At 57.0% G+C, this 16,311-nt stretch carries 18 protein-coding genes; 7 read left to right on the top strand and 11 right to left on the bottom strand.

Annotation, left to right across the window (positions count from 1 at the left end; genetic code table 11):
• Nucleotides 1-365: 365 nt before the first annotated feature.
• The 5 genes from ACTJLC_RS31090 to ACTJLC_RS31070 all read right to left on the bottom strand — a co-directional run bounded on the left by ACTJLC_RS31090 (nt 366) and on the right by ACTJLC_RS31070 (nt 5,293).
• On the bottom strand, nt 366-869 hold the full coding sequence (locus ACTJLC_RS31090; RefSeq protein WP_440846275.1) for a hypothetical protein: 504 nt from the start codon (nt 867-869) through the stop codon (nt 366-368).
• A gap of 173 nt (nt 870-1,042) precedes the next feature.
• Complete coding sequence (locus tag ACTJLC_RS31085) at nt 1,043-2,311, bottom strand: IS256 family transposase (RefSeq protein ID WP_208648180.1); 1,269 nt, start codon at nt 2,309-2,311, stop codon at nt 1,043-1,045.
• Nucleotides 2,312-2,963: 652 nt separating this feature from the next.
• On the bottom strand, nt 2,964-3,680 hold the full coding sequence (locus ACTJLC_RS31080; RefSeq protein ID WP_440846273.1) for a hypothetical protein: 717 nt from the start codon (nt 3,678-3,680) through the stop codon (nt 2,964-2,966).
• A 376-nt stretch (nt 3,681-4,056) separates the two neighbouring features.
• Entirely contained in the window at nt 4,057-4,674 is a 618-nt protein-coding gene (locus ACTJLC_RS31075) for a hypothetical protein (RefSeq protein ID WP_440846271.1), read from the bottom strand.
• On the bottom strand, nt 4,664-5,293 hold the full coding sequence (locus ACTJLC_RS31070; RefSeq protein WP_440846269.1) for a hypothetical protein: 630 nt from the start codon (nt 5,291-5,293) through the stop codon (nt 4,664-4,666). Before ACTJLC_RS31070 ends, ACTJLC_RS31075 begins: the two co-directional genes overlap by 11 nt.
• Nucleotides 5,294-5,762: 469 nt before the next feature.
• Here ACTJLC_RS31070 and ACTJLC_RS31065 point away from each other — a divergent pair, with 469 nt between their 5' ends.
• A complete protein-coding gene (locus ACTJLC_RS31065; RefSeq protein WP_440846267.1) occupies nt 5,763-6,557 on the top strand; it encodes a hypothetical protein in 795 nt (264 codons plus the stop codon).
• A 245-nt stretch (nt 6,558-6,802) separates the two neighbouring features.
• Here ACTJLC_RS31065 and ACTJLC_RS31060 read toward each other — a convergent pair.
• Nucleotides 6,803-8,013 (bottom strand): IS3 family transposase gene (locus tag ACTJLC_RS31060; RefSeq protein ID WP_440846279.1). Its coding sequence is split into 2 segments (ribosomal slippage): nt 6,803-7,707 and nt 7,707-8,013, totalling 1,212 coding nucleotides; the frame shifts between segments, so codons are not numbered across the junction.
• 94 nt (nt 8,014-8,107) lie between these two features.
• On the opposite strand from ACTJLC_RS31060, the gene ACTJLC_RS31055 reads away from it, so the two are divergent.
• Both ACTJLC_RS31055 and ACTJLC_RS31050 read left to right on the top strand, forming a co-directional pair.
• Complete coding sequence (locus ACTJLC_RS31055) at nt 8,108-8,437, top strand: hypothetical protein (RefSeq protein WP_440846265.1); 330 nt, start codon at nt 8,108-8,110, stop codon at nt 8,435-8,437.
• Nucleotides 8,438-8,517: 80 nt separating this feature from the next.
• On the top strand, nt 8,518-9,144 hold the full coding sequence (locus ACTJLC_RS31050; RefSeq protein WP_440846263.1) for a glutathione S-transferase family protein: 627 nt from the start codon (nt 8,518-8,520) through the stop codon (nt 9,142-9,144).
• An 84-nt stretch (nt 9,145-9,228) separates the two neighbouring features.
• Here ACTJLC_RS31050 and ACTJLC_RS31045 read toward each other — a convergent pair whose 3' ends face one another.
• Nucleotides 9,229-9,999 (bottom strand): hypothetical protein, encoded by a 771-nt coding sequence (locus ACTJLC_RS31045; RefSeq protein ID WP_440846261.1) that lies wholly within the window; start codon nt 9,997-9,999, stop codon nt 9,229-9,231.
• Nucleotides 10,000-10,174: 175 nt separating this feature from the next.
• Between ACTJLC_RS31045 and ACTJLC_RS31040 the strand changes: the two genes are divergently transcribed.
• The 3 genes from ACTJLC_RS31040 (at nt 10,175) to ACTJLC_RS31030 (ending at nt 11,681) form a co-directional block, all read left to right on the top strand.
• The gene (locus ACTJLC_RS31040) at nt 10,175-10,405 is read left to right on the top strand and encodes a hypothetical protein (RefSeq protein WP_440846259.1); all 231 of its coding nucleotides are present in this window, start codon (nt 10,175-10,177) and stop codon (nt 10,403-10,405) included.
• A gap of 5 nt (nt 10,406-10,410) precedes the next feature.
• A complete protein-coding gene (locus tag ACTJLC_RS31035) occupies nt 10,411-10,884 on the top strand; it encodes a hypothetical protein (protein ID WP_440846257.1) in 474 nt (157 codons plus the stop codon).
• A 194-nt stretch (nt 10,885-11,078) separates the two neighbouring features.
• Nucleotides 11,079-11,681 carry a hypothetical protein gene (locus ACTJLC_RS31030; protein ID WP_440846255.1) on the top strand — a complete coding sequence of 201 codons (603 nt, stop codon included), beginning with the start codon at nt 11,079-11,081 and terminating at the stop codon, nt 11,679-11,681.
• A 24-nt stretch (nt 11,682-11,705) separates the two neighbouring features.
• On the opposite strand, the gene ACTJLC_RS31025 is transcribed toward ACTJLC_RS31030, so the two are convergent.
• From ACTJLC_RS31025 to ACTJLC_RS31010, 4 genes are all read right to left on the bottom strand, one after another.
• Nucleotides 11,706-12,608 (bottom strand): plasmid partitioning protein RepB C-terminal domain-containing protein, encoded by a 903-nt coding sequence (locus ACTJLC_RS31025; RefSeq protein ID WP_440846253.1) that lies wholly within the window; start codon nt 12,606-12,608, stop codon nt 11,706-11,708.
• Nucleotides 12,605-13,507: a ParB/RepB/Spo0J family partition protein gene (locus ACTJLC_RS31020; protein ID WP_440846251.1), complete on the bottom strand. Its 903-nt coding sequence runs from the start codon at nt 13,505-13,507 to the stop codon at nt 12,605-12,607. The genes ACTJLC_RS31025 and ACTJLC_RS31020 overlap by 4 nt, the downstream gene beginning before the upstream one ends.
• Nucleotides 13,504-15,069: a recombinase family protein gene (locus ACTJLC_RS31015; RefSeq protein WP_440846249.1), complete on the bottom strand. Its 1,566-nt coding sequence runs from the start codon at nt 15,067-15,069 to the stop codon at nt 13,504-13,506. Before ACTJLC_RS31015 ends, ACTJLC_RS31020 begins: the two co-directional genes overlap by 4 nt.
• 167 nt (nt 15,070-15,236) lie before the next feature.
• Complete coding sequence (locus ACTJLC_RS31010; RefSeq protein ID WP_440846247.1) at nt 15,237-15,701, bottom strand: hypothetical protein; 465 nt, start codon at nt 15,699-15,701, stop codon at nt 15,237-15,239.
• 527 nt (nt 15,702-16,228) lie between these two features.
• On the opposite strand from ACTJLC_RS31010, the gene tnpB reads away from it, so the two are divergent.
• Nucleotides 16,229-16,311 (top strand): IS66 family insertion sequence element accessory protein TnpB (gene tnpB / locus ACTJLC_RS31005; RefSeq protein WP_440846277.1); only part of this gene is annotated, 83 nt, incomplete at its 3' end.

The raw sequence follows: 16,311 nt of genomic DNA, 5'->3' as shown, positions 1-16,311 counted from the left end.
CTGTCCAGCTTCGCGTGAAATCGCTGTCCAGCTTGCCGTGAAATCCGTGCCCACCTTCGCGTGAAATGCCTGTCCAGCTTGGCGCGAAATCGCTGTCCAGCTTGGTGTGAAATACGCAGTGGACATAGCCTGCACGCACAGATCGCTGAGTGCTAGACGCCCATTTCTGCGCGCTTACCGATCATGAACAGCGTACGCGTTGCGGGACCAGGTCAATCGATAGATGATCGCTGGCGGCGATTCACGCAGAACCGAATCTAATTCTTAGGCTAACTGGCGCTTGGTAAGCCGTTTTCGGTGATGCCTGGTCGTATTTTCGCTAGATTCTGCGAATCACACGCATTGCGCCGCCGGTCACACGGCACCTACGCCGACGCCGCCGACCCAGCCTCGATTTTCAAAGGCACTTGCCGACGCTGTCGCCGCGGTGGCTTTGTCCGTTTCGCGCATTCCTGCGCCGAGTAGTGATCAATCTCCTGCAGGCCGGCCGGACTACCCCAAATCCCTTGATACAGCGTCATGTTTCTCGCGATGTACAGTAGCGTCGGATCGTCCTCTTCGTGGCACTCCTCCTCAAAATCGTCGATCAGCGATTCGATGTACCGGTACGCCAGAGTCCCTTTCTCGCGACGCGGATGGGTCGCACCGCGAACGATGTGTGCCCACTTCATCTCGAAGTGGCGTCTCACATCAACTCGTTCTTCGAGCTTGACGATCCGAATATGCGCCTTCGTTAGTTCCTGCGCATCAGTCGCCCGCTGATCTTCGACCAGTCTGACGACTTGGTAACTAAAGGTCGCCGTAAAGATAGCCTTGATGACAAGACCAACTGCCGCGAGTGATGCTTCCTCAAGGTCTACGCCGGACAACGTTCGACAGTACAGAGGTTCGCCGCAGCGCGCAAAGATCGTCGATTATTGGCACGTGAGCCAGCGTGTCGGAGACATCATGAGTTCATCTTGCTTTCGTCGTGGTAATTTCCAGTAAATCGGAGGGCAGGGAGGTATCCGAAATCTTGTGTGTCGAGGTCGGTTAAAAAACCTCAGCTGATGGCGGAGGTGAACCGCTCGCCGAACAGGATGGCGAACTGATTGACCGCTTGCCGCCAGGTGATAGGCGGCATCTTCCAATCCTTTTCGATGTTGCGCAAGGCCAGATACAGCAGCTTGCTGGCGGCTTCGTCGCTCGGGAAGTGGCCGCGGTTCTTCACGATCTTGCGCAGCTGCATATGCATGCTCTCAATGGCATTTGTCGTGTAAATGATCTTGCGCACTTCCGGCGGATAGGCAAAGAAAGGAATCACCTGCTCCCATTGGCGTTGCCACATCGCCGCGACAGTGGGGAATTTGCGGCCCCACTCGCTGTGTGCAAAGGCATCGAGCGCCGCGGCAGCGGCTTCGGCCGAAGCAGCCTGATAGATCGGCTTGAGCGCGGCGGCCAACGGCTTACGGTCCTTCCAGCCCGCCAGATTGAGCGAATTGCGGATCAAATGCACGATGCAGGTCTGGATTTGGGCAGCCGGAAACACTGCTTCAATCGCCTCAGGAAAGCCGCGCAAGCCGTCGACAACCGCAATCAGAATGTCGTGCAGGCCGCGGTTTCTCAGCTCGTTAAAGACCTTCAGCCAGAACTTGGCGCCTTCGGTTTGCTCGATCCATAGGCCCAGCACTTCCTTGCGCCCGTCGGCGCGAATACCGAGCGCCAGATACACCGCCTTGTTCCTGACCGTGCCTTCGTCGCGGATCTTCAAGCGCAGGGCGTCGAAATAGACGATCGGATACATCGCCTCGAGCGGCCGTTGCTGCCATTGCTCGACTTCGGCCAGCACTTCGTCCGTGACGGTGGAAATCAAATCGGGCGACACCTGCAAGCCGTACAGCTCCAGCAAATGGCCCTGAATCTCGCGCACGCTCATGCCGCGCGCGTACATGCTGATAACGTGGTCGTCAAAGCCCGGCAGCCGGCGTTGATATTTGCCCACTAATTGCGGCTCAAACGTGGCCTGCCGGTCACGCGGAATATCGAGCTTTAACTCGCCATTGGGCGTGATCACCGTCTTGGCGCTCGTGCCGTTGCGGTGATTGCCGCTTTGGCCTTGCTCGGCTTCCGTTTGCAGGTGGTGCGTGAGCTCCGCTGCCAGCATGCGCTCGGCCAGTTGCTTCTTCAGTTGCCCGGCCAGGCCCGATTCGCCGAGGATCGACTCGGCATCCTTGTTCTGCACCTGCGCCAGCAGTTGATCGATCAGTTCATCGGGGAACAGCTTCGGCGCCTTCGGGTTCTTGCTCTTCTTGGTCACGTTTGTGTCGGTCATTGGACGTTATTTCCGTTATCGTCTCATGACCTCTTCACACGAAATATCTGACAGGCTCGAGGGCAGAAGTCGCCACCCGAGCCTTGCTGAATCGTGATCGGCCTGTTCAAATCCTTTACTTGATGTGAGATCGTCCGTGGACCCCATCCTATTCAGTGCGCTCTGTTTCCTTGTTGCATGGCTATACAGCGTATGTTCACTGGTGTACATCCCTATTAGGATTGCGGTCATGAAGCGCAAGTCACAGGATGTCTGGACTTTCCTATCTCGTGGTCGGCTTTTGCTCTCGGCGATTGCATATCTGGCTGCGGCACCGTTTCTGGGTTTCCTTGCAATAGCGATTGCCGGTGGTAGTGTCAGTGGCAGTCATGCAACGGGTATTCCAGATTCCGTCGAAACTATAGCTTGGATACTGTGCTGGCTATTTCTTGCAGCGGCGGCAGTCGCGTTGATCCTTGCTTTCATCCGACCGCGACCTGACAGGACATAACAACGCGCCGCAAACCAAGACGACAAGCGTACCTGAACGCGCTTTCCAAAGTCTGACGTAGCGCTCCCGCGTTGAATCGGCCATGCTCTGCGGCCATTCCTTTTTTGGGTACTGAACGGCGGATTCGAAAGTGCAGTGGCCACCCGGCGGCACTTACCAAGATCAAACGTCACTAAACTGCCGCGCCGTCAACGTCGTGCCCAAAAAGCTGGCCACACTTGTCATGACGCTGAGTAGTTCAAACGCGACTTCGGCTGTCCACTGCCCGTTGAACACGAAGTTCTTGGCTTCGACGTTGTGAGGCCACGCCTTGGATGTCTGCTCGTCGCGTAAGATGCAAACGGCCCATAACTGGAAATATCCCGAGGAGCGTGCAGGCATGGCTGTTTCGAGGGCGAAACCCAGAAGAGACGTCCTGCGAAAGCGAAAACTTTCGTCATGCCACCGGAAGCCGACCCACTCGGCGTCGCGCGAGCGAAACGCGAAGAAGTGTGCATCGTCGTCGGTCGAGGGCACCCATCGCCCGGAGCCGAAAGTGGCAAACTCGGCATCGTTCGTCATCGATGCCGGCGAACCAGAGCGCCCGACTTCAATATCGGTTATTGAGCCAAAAACCTTCTTTAAGCCCGCGAACATTTCGCCATTGAGACGTCCACCGACGGCCCGCTCTTCATCCTTGCTGGCCAGGTTGATGCACGGGCGAAGCCCGATATGCTCGAAGACGGCCTCGTTGCCGAGCAATCCATAGAGCCGGTTGTCGCCGACAGGATCGTCGGCGCGGCGCCAGCCGAGCGGATAAGGTAAATCTTCGGCCGACATGCGTTTGTCGGTGGTTCGGGCGGGCGGCCGATCTTGCGAAACGATTGGATTGGAGCTCATCGGTTAATGTTCTGTTCTCGGCGATTGGTTGGGTTGTAAACTGCAGCGCTCGCCAGCAGAAGCGGCAGTGCATCGCGCAGCTGCATCCGGGTGCGTTACATCTATTATCCTTTTGGACCCTGGCGCCGATCGGCACCGGGCTGTAAAACACCAGGCCAATAGCCGACGGGCGGATCTTTCCAGCCTGCTCTGCTTTCTCCCGCCCGTATCGAATTCGACCTTGGTAAGGTCGGTCCCCAGATGTTAATTGCAGCATGCGAGGCTAAGGAGCACGAACGCATGGCGCAGACAGCAGCAGCGATCCATCGCTGCCGATCGTAGCCTTGACTGTCTCGATGGTACGCCCCAGCCGACGATCGCCTGGAGCACCTCGTGGTTACACAGACTGAATGTCCCCGCTGGGCGAGAGCGGCGAGCCGAGGTTCAGAAGTGCGTAGACGGTGGCGACGATCCGTTGCCGGCGCGTCGGAAAGCCGGCTTGCCAGCGCCAGCGCAACGCAAAGAACGGTATTGCGATTGCAAACCAGACAGCCAGTAAGCCGGATGAGAAGAATGCGACCATCGCGGGGTCTTTCCGCTGCGCCACGGCAAAAAGCAGGAACAGCGTCAGTAGCAACGCAGTGACGACGAGCACGTAGCGATGCTCACTCTTCGGCGGAATGCGCGTTGCGGCAATGCGTGCGTCCGTGCCTTGCCACCGATAGTGGGCCACATAAGTGCATTCGTCTTCGACATTCTTCAGCGCGTACACGCGTTTTGCGTCGCCGAGCACCTCGTCCAGCACGGCAACCACCACGCGGTCGCCTTCTGCAAGAAAAGGCTCCGGTTGCCATTGCCAGTGACCGGTGAAAAATGCCAGCTTTTCCCCTGCTAGCTCAAACCTGTAGGTCGCGAACTCCATGAAAGACGTGTTCGCAAAAGCGTTGGACGTGTCCAGCGTGACACCTTTCAGACGACCCTCAATCCTCCTGATGACGGGTAGTTCAGCTGACACGAGACTCTCCAGTTGAGTGCTCCTGCGCTGGTACGGCCGATTGCGCGAGATACCTGGCCCTCACCGACTCCATAAGCTCGAGTACATGGCGACGCCGGAAGCAATTCCATAGCGTTGCGATTTCGCTAACTCCCATCAGCAACGCGAATGCTGCGACGCAGACTGCCAATACTCCTGCGATTCCGAAGAGGGGCACCCAACCGGATGGAACCTTGAGCATCAGGAGAAACATAAGGCCCGCGACGGTCGAGCCGAAGCCCAAAAACTTCAACGTGGTTGGCATCTCTCGCCATGTTTGACGTATCAGGGTTTCCCGCGCTTGCCGCGCAACCGTCGGATATCCTGGGCAGATCAACCAGTCTAGCTCGTGTGTGCCGTCGGCCTTTTGATAAGTGCCGGCCGAGACGCGAATGCGTTCATCCGCCATGGCCTGCAGCGACTGTGAGTCAGCGTGAAGCCACCGCAGCTCTCCGTCGATTCTCGTTCCGTCAACAAGGAAGCGCACGCGACCCTGGGTCGCCGGAATCGTTACGGCCACCCGGTAGTGCTCGATTGCTCCTTCGAGTACCTTGATTGCCAATGCGCGGCCATCACGTTCAAGTGGGATTGTTTCTGCCATTATCGTTTTCTTGAATGCGTCGCTACGAATAGTAGCGGCAAATGGTTCGGCAGAACGACTTCACGAGCGACACTCGAGGCGAATATGCCTAGCGCATTGATTGTGTGATTCGAGCCGCGGTAAAGATGCGCAGCAATATTTTGCCTTGGTCAGCAATTTTGCGGATGCAATGGCATCGGGAAGGCAAAGGTTTGGGGAAAGACCTTTGATGTGACCGCCCCGCAAGAATGACACGCATAAGTATCGAGGCTAATCGATTTTGCGGAGAGCGATGCAGACGGCACGGGCTTTGTTTGCTCCACTCATGCGTTTCGCATATTCCGCTAAAGACGTTTTCGGTTCTCGTGTTTTGCTGGCATGATGCACTCCTGCTTAATACGTCCAACCGTCTATGTTTCGTATTCCGTCGCAACACGTCAAGCTACTCGTGCGCTGCTCCGCGGTGTACTTGGCCCTGTGCAGTTCACAATTGAACGCCACCGCCGCCGAAGTGCTCGCAGCACCTTCGAGAACACTGCCGGCCTCCGGTACGACATGGTGCTATAGCATCGGATCTCCCCAGCCATCCACCATGACGCTTAAAGGTGTGTCCGCAGGTATTGCAAGCTATGACATCGGTGGCCCCGGTGCAATCACGCGCATCGATGAACAGACCGCCACGTATACGTCGGTCAACGCGACCCGGCGCGGGCAGCGAAAACTGCTTGTATTCCCGCTCGCGAAGGACAGGAAGTGGTCCGACGAGTTCACAGAAGACCTCACCTCGCATCTCGGTGGCGATGCCGAGTGGCAGTTCACCTATCACGCCATTTCCCAAAGTCATGTCATTGGCACTGAGAAACGACATGTTGGCGCTGGGACCTTCGATACGTTTGTGATCGAGCGCAACACTGCCTGGACGAAAAGCAATCCGCACTCTTCAAGCAAGCTGTTGCAAGTCCAGAAATGCGGCGATGCCGACTGCACCGTCACCGGCTACAGCAAGGAAGTGTATTGGTATGCGCCGTCGGTCGGTCGCGCAGTCCTGCGGGCGTATTCGCAGAGCGGAGATTCCGACTTCATCTGGAATCTATCTCCGGATGACCTCCTCAGCAACGCTAGCTCGCGCGTCACTGAACTCGTCGGGTACGGCCGTGCTGCGTCCTGCGAAGCCCTCCATCCGCCATTGCACGCCCGCGTACCGTCGGCACCGTGGTACGGCTTTCCGTTGCTCATGAACGACACTTGGGAGTTTCTGATGCAACGGAACATAGCACCCGAATAGGCGTCCCGTAGTGCTTTGATGAACCGGTTTCCGACCACGAGTCGATAGTCGTATGGAGCATTTTGTTGAAGTCACCAATCGTCGTAACACTTCTCGTCGCGTGCTGTATGAATAGCTACGCACAGGTTTCTGGAACGGATCACGATGCTATCCAGACAACGGCGGGCGTAGTGTCGATTTCGAAGATTGGGAAAGCGCAGGCGGACGGCGTGACTGTATTTGCCCCTGTACCTCCGGACACCGCCTCACACTTGAGTTGATGAATCGGTCCTGCGCCTGAACTCGCGTGGCGATCGGTACTTCAGCGCACTATGAGGATGACGCTCGTTGTAGTGCTCAAACGCGACGGCGAGATTGTGCGCGGCAGTTGCTGCGTCGGGCTTCGGCATGAAGGCGACATAGTCACGCTTCATCGTCTTCACGAAGCTTTCCGCCATTCCGTTACTTTGTGGGCTGCAGACCGGCGTGGTCAATGGTTTTAGCCCGATGGACGATGCGAAGCTTCGAGTCTTTTCCGCCGTATAGCCCGAACCGTTGTCCGTCAACCACTCGATTTCAGCCGGCGCCTTCAAGGCTTTACCGAATCGGTTCTCGACAGCTGCAAGCATCACGTCACGTACCACATCGCCGCTGTGACCGCCGGTCGTCGCCGCCCAGCTCATCGCTTCACGGTCGCAGCAATCCAGGGCAAACGTCACGCGCAATGGCTCACCGTTGTCGCAGCGAAACTCGAACCCATCAGAGCACCACCGCTGGTTGCTCTTCGCCACCGCGACCTTGCCATCGTGTCGACGCTGCGGCCGTGGTGGCGAAGGTTTGCGTTGTAGCAGCAAGCCGTGAACGCGCATCACCCGATACACGCGTTTGGCGTTCACTGGAGCCATATCCCGGCCCTCCCTTTTACGGCGCAACATACCCCAGAACCGGCGATAGCCGTAGCTTGGCAGGTCAGTAACGGTCTGCCGAATCTCTTCAACCAGGCCGACATCTTCCGTCTTCCTGGCGCTGCGCCCATCCTGCCAGTCGGCTGGACGAGCAAGCCTTGCCGCCACATTTGAGCGCGCTACACCGAGAACGTCGCAGACCTGCTTCACTGCTCGTCCCCCGGCAATGAGGGCGAGCGCGCAATCCATTTTCGCGACTTCGCCACCTCCACCGCCTCACGAAGAATCTCGTTCTCCATGGTTTTCTTTCCCAGCAAGCGTTGCAGTTCCCTGATTTGCTTCAGTGCATCGCTCAACTCGGACGCGGGCACCACTTCTTCGCCGGCGCTAACGGCTGAAAGACTGCCGTCCTGATATAGCTTGCGCCAGTGAAATAGCTGGTTCGGATTGACGCCGTGCTGGCGTGCAACCATCGAGACGGACTTACCCGGCTCGAAACTCTCTCGCACCATCGCCAGCTTTTCCTCCGCTGACCATCGCCGCCGGCGCTCCGGCCCCGTCAACACTTCCATCACTTCTTGCTTGGTGTTAGTCAAAAACACAGTCGTATGCCTACCCGCTATTTTAAGTGGGAGACTGTGTCCGGTGATTCAGGGGGCCGCTCCAGTGACCTTTAATGTGACATTGAGGGGGACACACTTCGACCAGCTCTACGGGTCGCGTTACGCTTATTTCACAGATGGCGATACGGCGCACAAACCGGCCAACCGCATCATCATCGAGGACTTCGTCGGCGGCTTCTCCAAACCTCCGTCGGTATCCATGTATGACTTCCGGAAGCCGCAGCCGGTAGTTTTGTCCATCGGTAACGCACTTGATCTCGACGAGGTTCGTTGGACCAATGACAACGTGTTCTTGAGTGCGAGCGGGGAATGGTATACGTTTGCCCACGATCGATTGTTCCGTTCGAATCCGCCAAAAGGGACGGCTCCATGAATGGGGATCTTGATAGTCGTGCGGGCTGTCGCCGCCGTCATTTTCGCGGGCCGACTGGGGGGGCTGTGCCGACTACTGACATGGTGAAACTATACGGAGCCGCATGGAGTGTCTATGTGCGGATCGTCCGGCTTGCACTGGAAGAGAAACAGGTCAAATATGACCTGATCGAAGTGGATGTATTCGCAGAGACGGGTGTTCCGCGGGAGCATTTGACGCGTCACCCGTTCGGCCGTATTCCAGCCTTCGAGCATGGCGATTTCTATCTTTACGAGACCGGCGCGATTGTTCGCTATATCGACGACGTTTTTCCCGGATGCAAACTGCAACCGACAGATCCGAGAGCCCGCGCCAAGGCGAACCAGATCGTTGGGATACTGGACTCCTATGCTTACCGAACGCTCGTTTGGGACATATACGTTGAACGCGTGGTTTCAGCTCGCGAAGGCCGGTTGGCAGATGAGCGGAAGATCGCCGCCGCGCTACCGTGTGCCGCTGTATGTCTGTCTGAATTGACCCGGCTGTCCGACGACCGAGAGTTTCTGATTGGCGGCGACGTGACAATTGCTGATCTTTACGCCGCTCCAATGTTCGCATGCTTCATGCAGGCACCTGAAGCCGTTCCATTAATGGAAGGGTGCGAAAAATTGACCTACTGGTGGCAGCGATTCGCCGCTCGCCATAGCATGTCCCGAACAACGCCATGAGCAACCGCGTGCGGCACGCAACGGGCAGGAGCGGCTGTTCGGTGCAGCCTCATAGCTCGTCAGCAATCACCTGACGGAAACGGACTAGGCCGCGCATATTGTGCCCTTGTTTGGATCTTGAGCGGGCACTTCAAAGGCACTCAATACTGCAAGAAGATTACGCTGGCGACGTGTCGGCAAACTTAATCGCCAGCGCAGCGCTCCGTACGTGATAGTCAGTAAATAGCTCGCGCACGCAATTCCGAAGATCGAATTGAACACCACGGTCGCTGACAATCCGTTTCCGCTCGGCTCACCGTGTCCTAGATATGCGAACAGAGTGAAGGCCAATACCGCGAACGCGCCGAACACAGAGGCCTGTTTCCATCTGCTTTTTCCCCAAAACCGAGGGAGCCGCGGTAGGTAGTAAATCTGACTGTCCGGCATGGTCCCCTCGAGGGAGCCGGCCGCGAACGCTACGAAGACACGCGGGTCGGCAGTATTGCGAAAACCATAGACAAGATGTCGGCCAGACAATGCCTCTGACGCAATCGCCAGGCATATGCTGTCGCCCTCCGCAAGCGGTAACTCCACCTTACTGTAGTAGGGAATGCAATCTTTCGGCGTATATAGGACAACGAAGACGCCATTCACCTGAAATCGAAACGAACGCATTGTTCCGTGGTTAAAACTATTTCCGTTCCAATCGGTTGTCACCGTAAACTGCGCGCACTCTAACTCGGCTACTTTGCCTTCTAGCTGGACAATCTGCGCGTGCCGCAACCGATCCTTAACGTCGTCCGAGAGATTCTCCTGGACATCGTTCGGCGTACCGGTTGAGGAAGGATGATTTCGTGATTTGAGTCGGTGCGCCATTCGCTCAGGGGAAAAGTGCGATTGACGAAGAATGCCACGGTCTAATGGGCCGAGGCAACTACGAGCATCGTGGTCGGTTCGGCCCAATGCTATTGACCTACGCTGACCGGTTTATGCTTGTCAAATAACGGCACGGTCCAAGCTACGGTGACCACGATTCAATCGAGCGGGCGGGATGTTGCACACGAAGGCGATAGCGTGTCCTGCCCAGCCTGCAACACGACAGGCAAAATCCAGTACGACGGCCACCCGCCAAGTGATGACCGCATCGGATGGCACCCGAGAGATCAATCCTGAGCTTTTCGCACATCATCCTGACCACCCGATCAGCCGGGAGAACATAAACGAAATCGTTGACCGGCGAAATAACTTCGCCTCGATTCATAACTGGGAGGGATTGAAGTGATACGTATGGCAGGATTGTTCACGGTTGTTTTGTTGTCTCTCGTTAGATATGACGTGGCGAATGCGAAGACTCAGTTGTCGCAGGATGACCAGACGCTTTGCAACGAAGGCGAGGAGATTTATTTCAGTTGTCCGCTGGAGAACGGGAAGACCGTTTCCATCTGTGCAAAGAACAACCCCGACCCTGGCCGGGGCTACGTGCAATACCGATACGGTAGCAAGGACGATGTCTTCGTATTTCCGCCCGAGAATGTTCCGCCTGCCAAGACGGTCGAGATCACCGACGTATCCGAAGGAAGTATTCGTGGCCTGCATTTGAAGTTCTCGAAGGAGCCGTACACGTATGTCGTGTCCTCGGTCTGGCCGGGTGAACTCTATGTATCGAAAAATGGGAAGATAATTTTCGATAAAGAATGCCAGGCTTCAGATACAAGAACTTTTCGAACAAAATTTTCGACGAAGTCAACGAGGCGCCCGTGACGAAGGTCGATATGCACTGAATGATGTTCATAGGCACCTTTTCGGCAATTCATAGGGTGCCACCCCACGAAGATGCCCATTCGTTCTTGATCCTCAGCCAGAAATCCGGATATTTCATGAATTATCGAAACCTTATAGCAGCGTCTCTGACTCTTGTGCTCGGTTCGCTCGCCCCAGTCGCTCACGCAGGCGGTATGAAGGCATCAGTATCGGCGATACCGGCGCTGAATCAGCACACTGCGCCGCTGGACGCATCATTACAATCGTTGCGCGCCGGTATTCTTAAGGACGCGAAGGAATGTGTAGACAACGCGAGCGGCATGGGTGCAACGGCGCAATATCGCGCCGATATAAAGAAGACGATTGAGACGCCGAGCATCGTTGGGTTCGAAGTGACCGGGAGTTCGCAGTGCGACGGCGCGCATCCTAACGCGTACCAGTATGGCATTTCATATCGCATCAAAGATGGCAAGCGATTCGATCTGAACGAGGTGTATGCAGTAGGACATCACGATGGCGGTAGCCTGTTTCTGACAAAGGAATCGGTTGTCCCCATCATGGCTGAGTTCAAGCGGATCAATGCTGGGAAATCTGATTGCCTCGATGCGTCGACGTTTAATGATGAGTATCTGATGTCGAAGCCGTTTACGTTGGCCGCACGGACAGACGGGAGTCTGCAGTTTTACTTCGACACGGCCTATGTAGAAGCAGCGTGTTTTGCGCCGATCCGGTTGGGTGCGCAAGCGGTCAGTGCGTTCAAGGATGAAAAGAAGGCTGTGCAGTATGGATTGCCTTGATCCGGCTCGCGCGCGCTCATCCGGCTAGGTGAGAACGCTGAATTGCTGCTGCTCAAGCGACACCGTCTCGACAATCGTTTCGAACTGAGCCAGTAGGTCTGGTTGGCGTTGCCGCAGGTATTGAGCTACCAGTTGGTTCTCCACAAGCCTGGCGAGATATCCCTTTGCGAGCACCAGGTTCAGCACATCCTGTCCGTAGGTCTGCTCGACAAGTTTGTATTGCCCTTGCAGATTGCTCATCTCCCGCTCCATCTTCGCCATCTGTTCAGGGGTGACGCCGGTCAGCTTTGGCGGCTTCTTTCCATCAACCAGGCGTGCTGCGGGTGTTGCGACAAGCAGCGCTTCGGCATAAGGCACGGTCACGTTGTTCGCCGCTATCATCAGTTCGACGCATTCGACTTGCCGAGTCGGCTTCATTTTTCGAATTGCGCGAGCGAGGTCTACTGAGAACTGGCGGTCTCCCAGCAGTTCGGCGGCTTCAGGACATATGCCGTCCAGCAGCGAAAGCTTCTTCAGGATCATGGACACGTCCATAGCGAGGGCCTTTGCCAGCCTCTCCGGCGACACGCCCCGTTCGACGACGCGCCGGATCATATAGTGCTCCTGGATGGTGGACAACCGATTGACGCGATTGTTGTACGTGTAGCTTTCGTCGTCGGTTGCAACCAGGCACGATACCTCGATAAATCCGAGCTTCTGCATCGCAATGAGGCGCAGGTGGCCATCAAGCAGTACATGTTGACCGGTACTCTGGTGTACTGCAGTTACCGACAGTGGCTCAATCAGTCCGATCTCCTCGATCGAGGCCTTGATCTGTTTGAACTTGCGCGATTCGATGATCGTCGCCGGCATCTTGCGCGACGGCAAGATGCACACCAAGGGAACAGATAGAGGCTCGGGAATGAAACCGAGCGTTACGCGTGTCATGCGACGCTCCCGCCCGACCAGACTCGCTCGGCAAGATATTTCGGCAACGTTGCCAGCCCTTCTGCACGCAGCAGAGTGACGAAGTTTTCATCCGCAAAAATTTGCCGAAGCGCGCCCACGACGAACATGAGCCGCTGCTGCGCGAATTCGGCCTTACGCACCATCGACTTCTGGCGTTCGACTTCATGTTGATAGGTCCGCACCAAGCTCGATGTCGTCACATCCGCGAGCTTGCCCGACATGTTGCGGGCAGCGGAGCGCCCAAGCATTTTCCGTCGCTCGATAATCCGGCGGGCATCCATCAATTGCTTGCCACGTAACCTGCCGGATTCGTAAGCTTCCTGCAGAGCAGCCTGCATTGCCGTGTCGTCGTCACCGGCGCTGACAATAGACAGTGCGGCGTTGAGTGGAATCCGTCCCTTCTCCACTGCTATGACCAGGCGCTCTTCACCATGATGCAGTAGCATCAGGATACCTTGGACATATGACTGCGTGAGCCCCGTTTTTTCCGCGATCACCTTCGACGTATATCCCTGCTCCTGCAATTGTCGAATGCCCGCGAGGAGTTCGAGCGGCCTGCACTGACGACGCGCAATATTCTCCGCGAGACTCATGATGAATGCGTCTTCGTCGCTGACATTCACGACCAGCGCCGGGATGGTCGTTTCGCCTAGTGAACGGAAGGCCTTCAGGCGGCCTTCACCGCACACCAGCAGATACTTCTCGACGCCGTCGGCAGTGGATCGCGGAGTGACCTTGATCGGTTTTTTGAGGCCGATCGCCCTGATGTTGCCAACGATTTCGTTGAAGACGCGGTTGTTACGCTCGCGCGGATTGATGACCTCGATCTGGTCGACCGGAATCATCCGCACCTCACCCGCCTGTTGCTGCTGGTTCATGCCACCCTCCGGAGGCGGGCCCGCTCAGCCATGCCATAGAGATAATCAAGCGTGTCAAAACGGTAGCTCTCGAACTCAATCCTGTTCTGGTCGGCGAGGCTGATGCGCGGCTGGCCGAAATCCAGGCGCGGCAGGAGGTAATAATCGAGCGCCGCGGAATTCGCGTGGTCGAGCCTAACGGCTACCGTAATGTCCGGCAGCAGGCTCGTGTCAAACCGGACCTTCCAGCGATGCCGCCCATTTTCGTGCGTCTGGCAACGCGCGAGAACGAGGCAGGTAGTGAACTCATGGTTGACGGTGAGCATATCTGTGGCCGGATCGCGATGTACCGTGCCACCGAGATCGGCGATCTTCTCCTCCGTCTTCGCAATGATTTCCGGGTGAAGCTGACGGAGGAACCGGTTGGTTTCGAGATAGCGGTAGTCGCGACCAGGCGTGAAACCCACGGTCTGGTATGCGCGGATCAGGCTGCCGAATCTGTACATGTAGACGGAGCTTGATGGCATGCCATCCGTCTCGTCGATAACCAGGCCAGACAGGAAACCTCGATTGCGGTACAGATTTCGCAGACGCTCGATGAGTTCCTCATTCGAATAGCGCCGGGCGCGCGCCCGCATGATGCCCTGTGCAGTGTAAAACGTCTCACCTGGTACGATAGACTGGAATGCACCTTCCTTCCGGATCCACATGTCCGGAGTATTGACGACGCGCATTTTTTTGAGCTTGAACGACACGCGGTTATAGACGTTATTGCCGATGTATTTCTCGTTGGTCAGTACCTCCCGCACAGTCGCCCGTGTGCATTCGCGGTCGAGATGTGTGCGAACACGCATGCCATTTAACCGGGCCGCAATCTCATATTCGTTCAATGACCCGTCGATAAACCAGTTGTAGATGAGATTGATAATCCGGATTTCGCTCTCGGGCCCTGGCATAAGGATCACCCGATCGGTCTGCAGGCTCTTGTGCTCGCCGCGTTGAAGTTCTCCTTTCATGATCCCGTGCTGATCGATGAGCACACGGCGTAAGCCATATCCAGCCGGTCCGCCCTGCCGGAAGCCCAGCTCGATCAGCCGGCACTGGCCGGCAAACACCTTGGCCGACAATTCCCGGCTGTATTCTCCGGCCATTGCCCGCTTTACTCCTTTCACGATGGTGGATACCGGCGAGCCGTCGTTTTCGAACTGTTCGGCGCAGTAGGTAACCTGGATGCCGACGCGCCGGCAGACATACTCGTAGTACGCACTTTCATCCGCGTCCTGGAATCGCCCCCAGCGGCTCACGTCATAGACGAGGATCACCTGAAAATCCGCGCTGCCGCTTTCAACGTCTTTGATCAGTTGCTGCAGCGCCTGCCGACCGTCGATACGCAGACCGCTTTTACCCTCGTCAGCGTAGGTGCGTACGATCTCGAGACCGCGTCGCACGGCGTACTCCCGGATTCTGTCGCGCTGGTTCTCGGTCGAGTACTGCTGGTGCTCAGTCGACATGCGAACGTATTCGGCCGCCCGTACCGAGGGGGCCTGCGCGACGACGGTATCGTCTATGTGATCGAGTGACACGGTCCTGCTCCCGCTGCTTCGAATCCTCGCTCCCCTGAGCTTGCGTGCCCGGCATCGCGTCGGACACGCAGATCGTCACTTTCGAAACGCAACCGCGTCGCAACTGCGGTGGCGTCTCATTCAGAGCGGGTACAAGGCAAAGGTAGCAGGCCTGGCGCGGAAGTCGATCACGTCATCTCTTTGCAATCACGTATGCGTGGCCCGTTTGGTGCCGACAGCACGGCGATATGGACGGTGCACGCGTTCATCTTTGCAACGCCCGTTTCGACGGCACGACGCAGAATGTAGAAGCCTGATGCGAGCGGGTGTAAAGGAGGTGACGCGTCCATGTTTGCAACTGGACTGGAACTTCGTCGCGCATTCCGCTCCCGTTGCATCGCGCAATTGCGCTCCCGGTAGGCCGGGTGCGTCTCGCGGTATTGACGCCAGTAGTCCGGGTGATGAGCGCGCCATTTGGCCTGCGCCCGCGCCTGGTTATCCCGGTAGTCGGCGTCGACGCGAAGTCGCCGCCGTTGCCAACGGCGCCGGCGTTCCCGCTGACAAGCCGCGGCCGAGCAGTACCGTTGATTGGGGACCCGCAAAAGGGGATGAAACGGATTGCCGCAGGCAAGGCAAAGTCGGGCCGATTTCATGATGGCGCTCCACGCTGATATCACAGGCGGGTCCGTTATGCCCGGGGCGGATCAGGTTCGGAGCCTCGGGGCGGCGGCGACCCACCCGAGACGATCTTCCCGCTTTCTACGGCCGCTGGTTTTCGTTTTCGTGGCCCGAGCCGCATTCCGGCCGGCCCGGGCCGGTGATGAAGCCGTTCTTAATTAGGGTCGCACCCAAACGCTACTACTTTGGCGTGAAAGTAGGCCAGTCGCGGGAACTCCGTCGCACCCGACAAGACGTCTTTGGCGCGGCCTCGCGTAAGTCTTTGATTTTTTGTGTGCGCCGTCGCATTAACTGTGGCGCCCTACGCTTGTTGCGTAGGGCGCCAGAGTAATTGCGACTGGCGCCACAGTTTTGCGACTATGGGACTGAGGTAATGTAACTGGCCTATTTAGACATGAAGTGCCGCCACTATTGCAGGCGTCGACCGCAAGACTAATTGCGACTGACGCCGCAGTTTTCGCGCTGGCATGTATTCATCTTTCGCGGTCGTCGCGGTGATCTCGTGAAACTGCTTTGGGCAACTGACGACGGGCTCTGGTTGCTCGCAAAACGATTGGAGCGAGGCCGTTTTATCTGGCCCCAGGC

The organism is Paraburkholderia sp. 22099, assembly GCF_052045835.1.
In the GTDB taxonomy this organism is placed as follows: domain Bacteria; phylum Pseudomonadota; class Gammaproteobacteria; order Burkholderiales; family Burkholderiaceae; genus Paraburkholderia; species Paraburkholderia terricola.
This window is presented reverse-complemented; position numbering and strand designations above follow the sequence as displayed.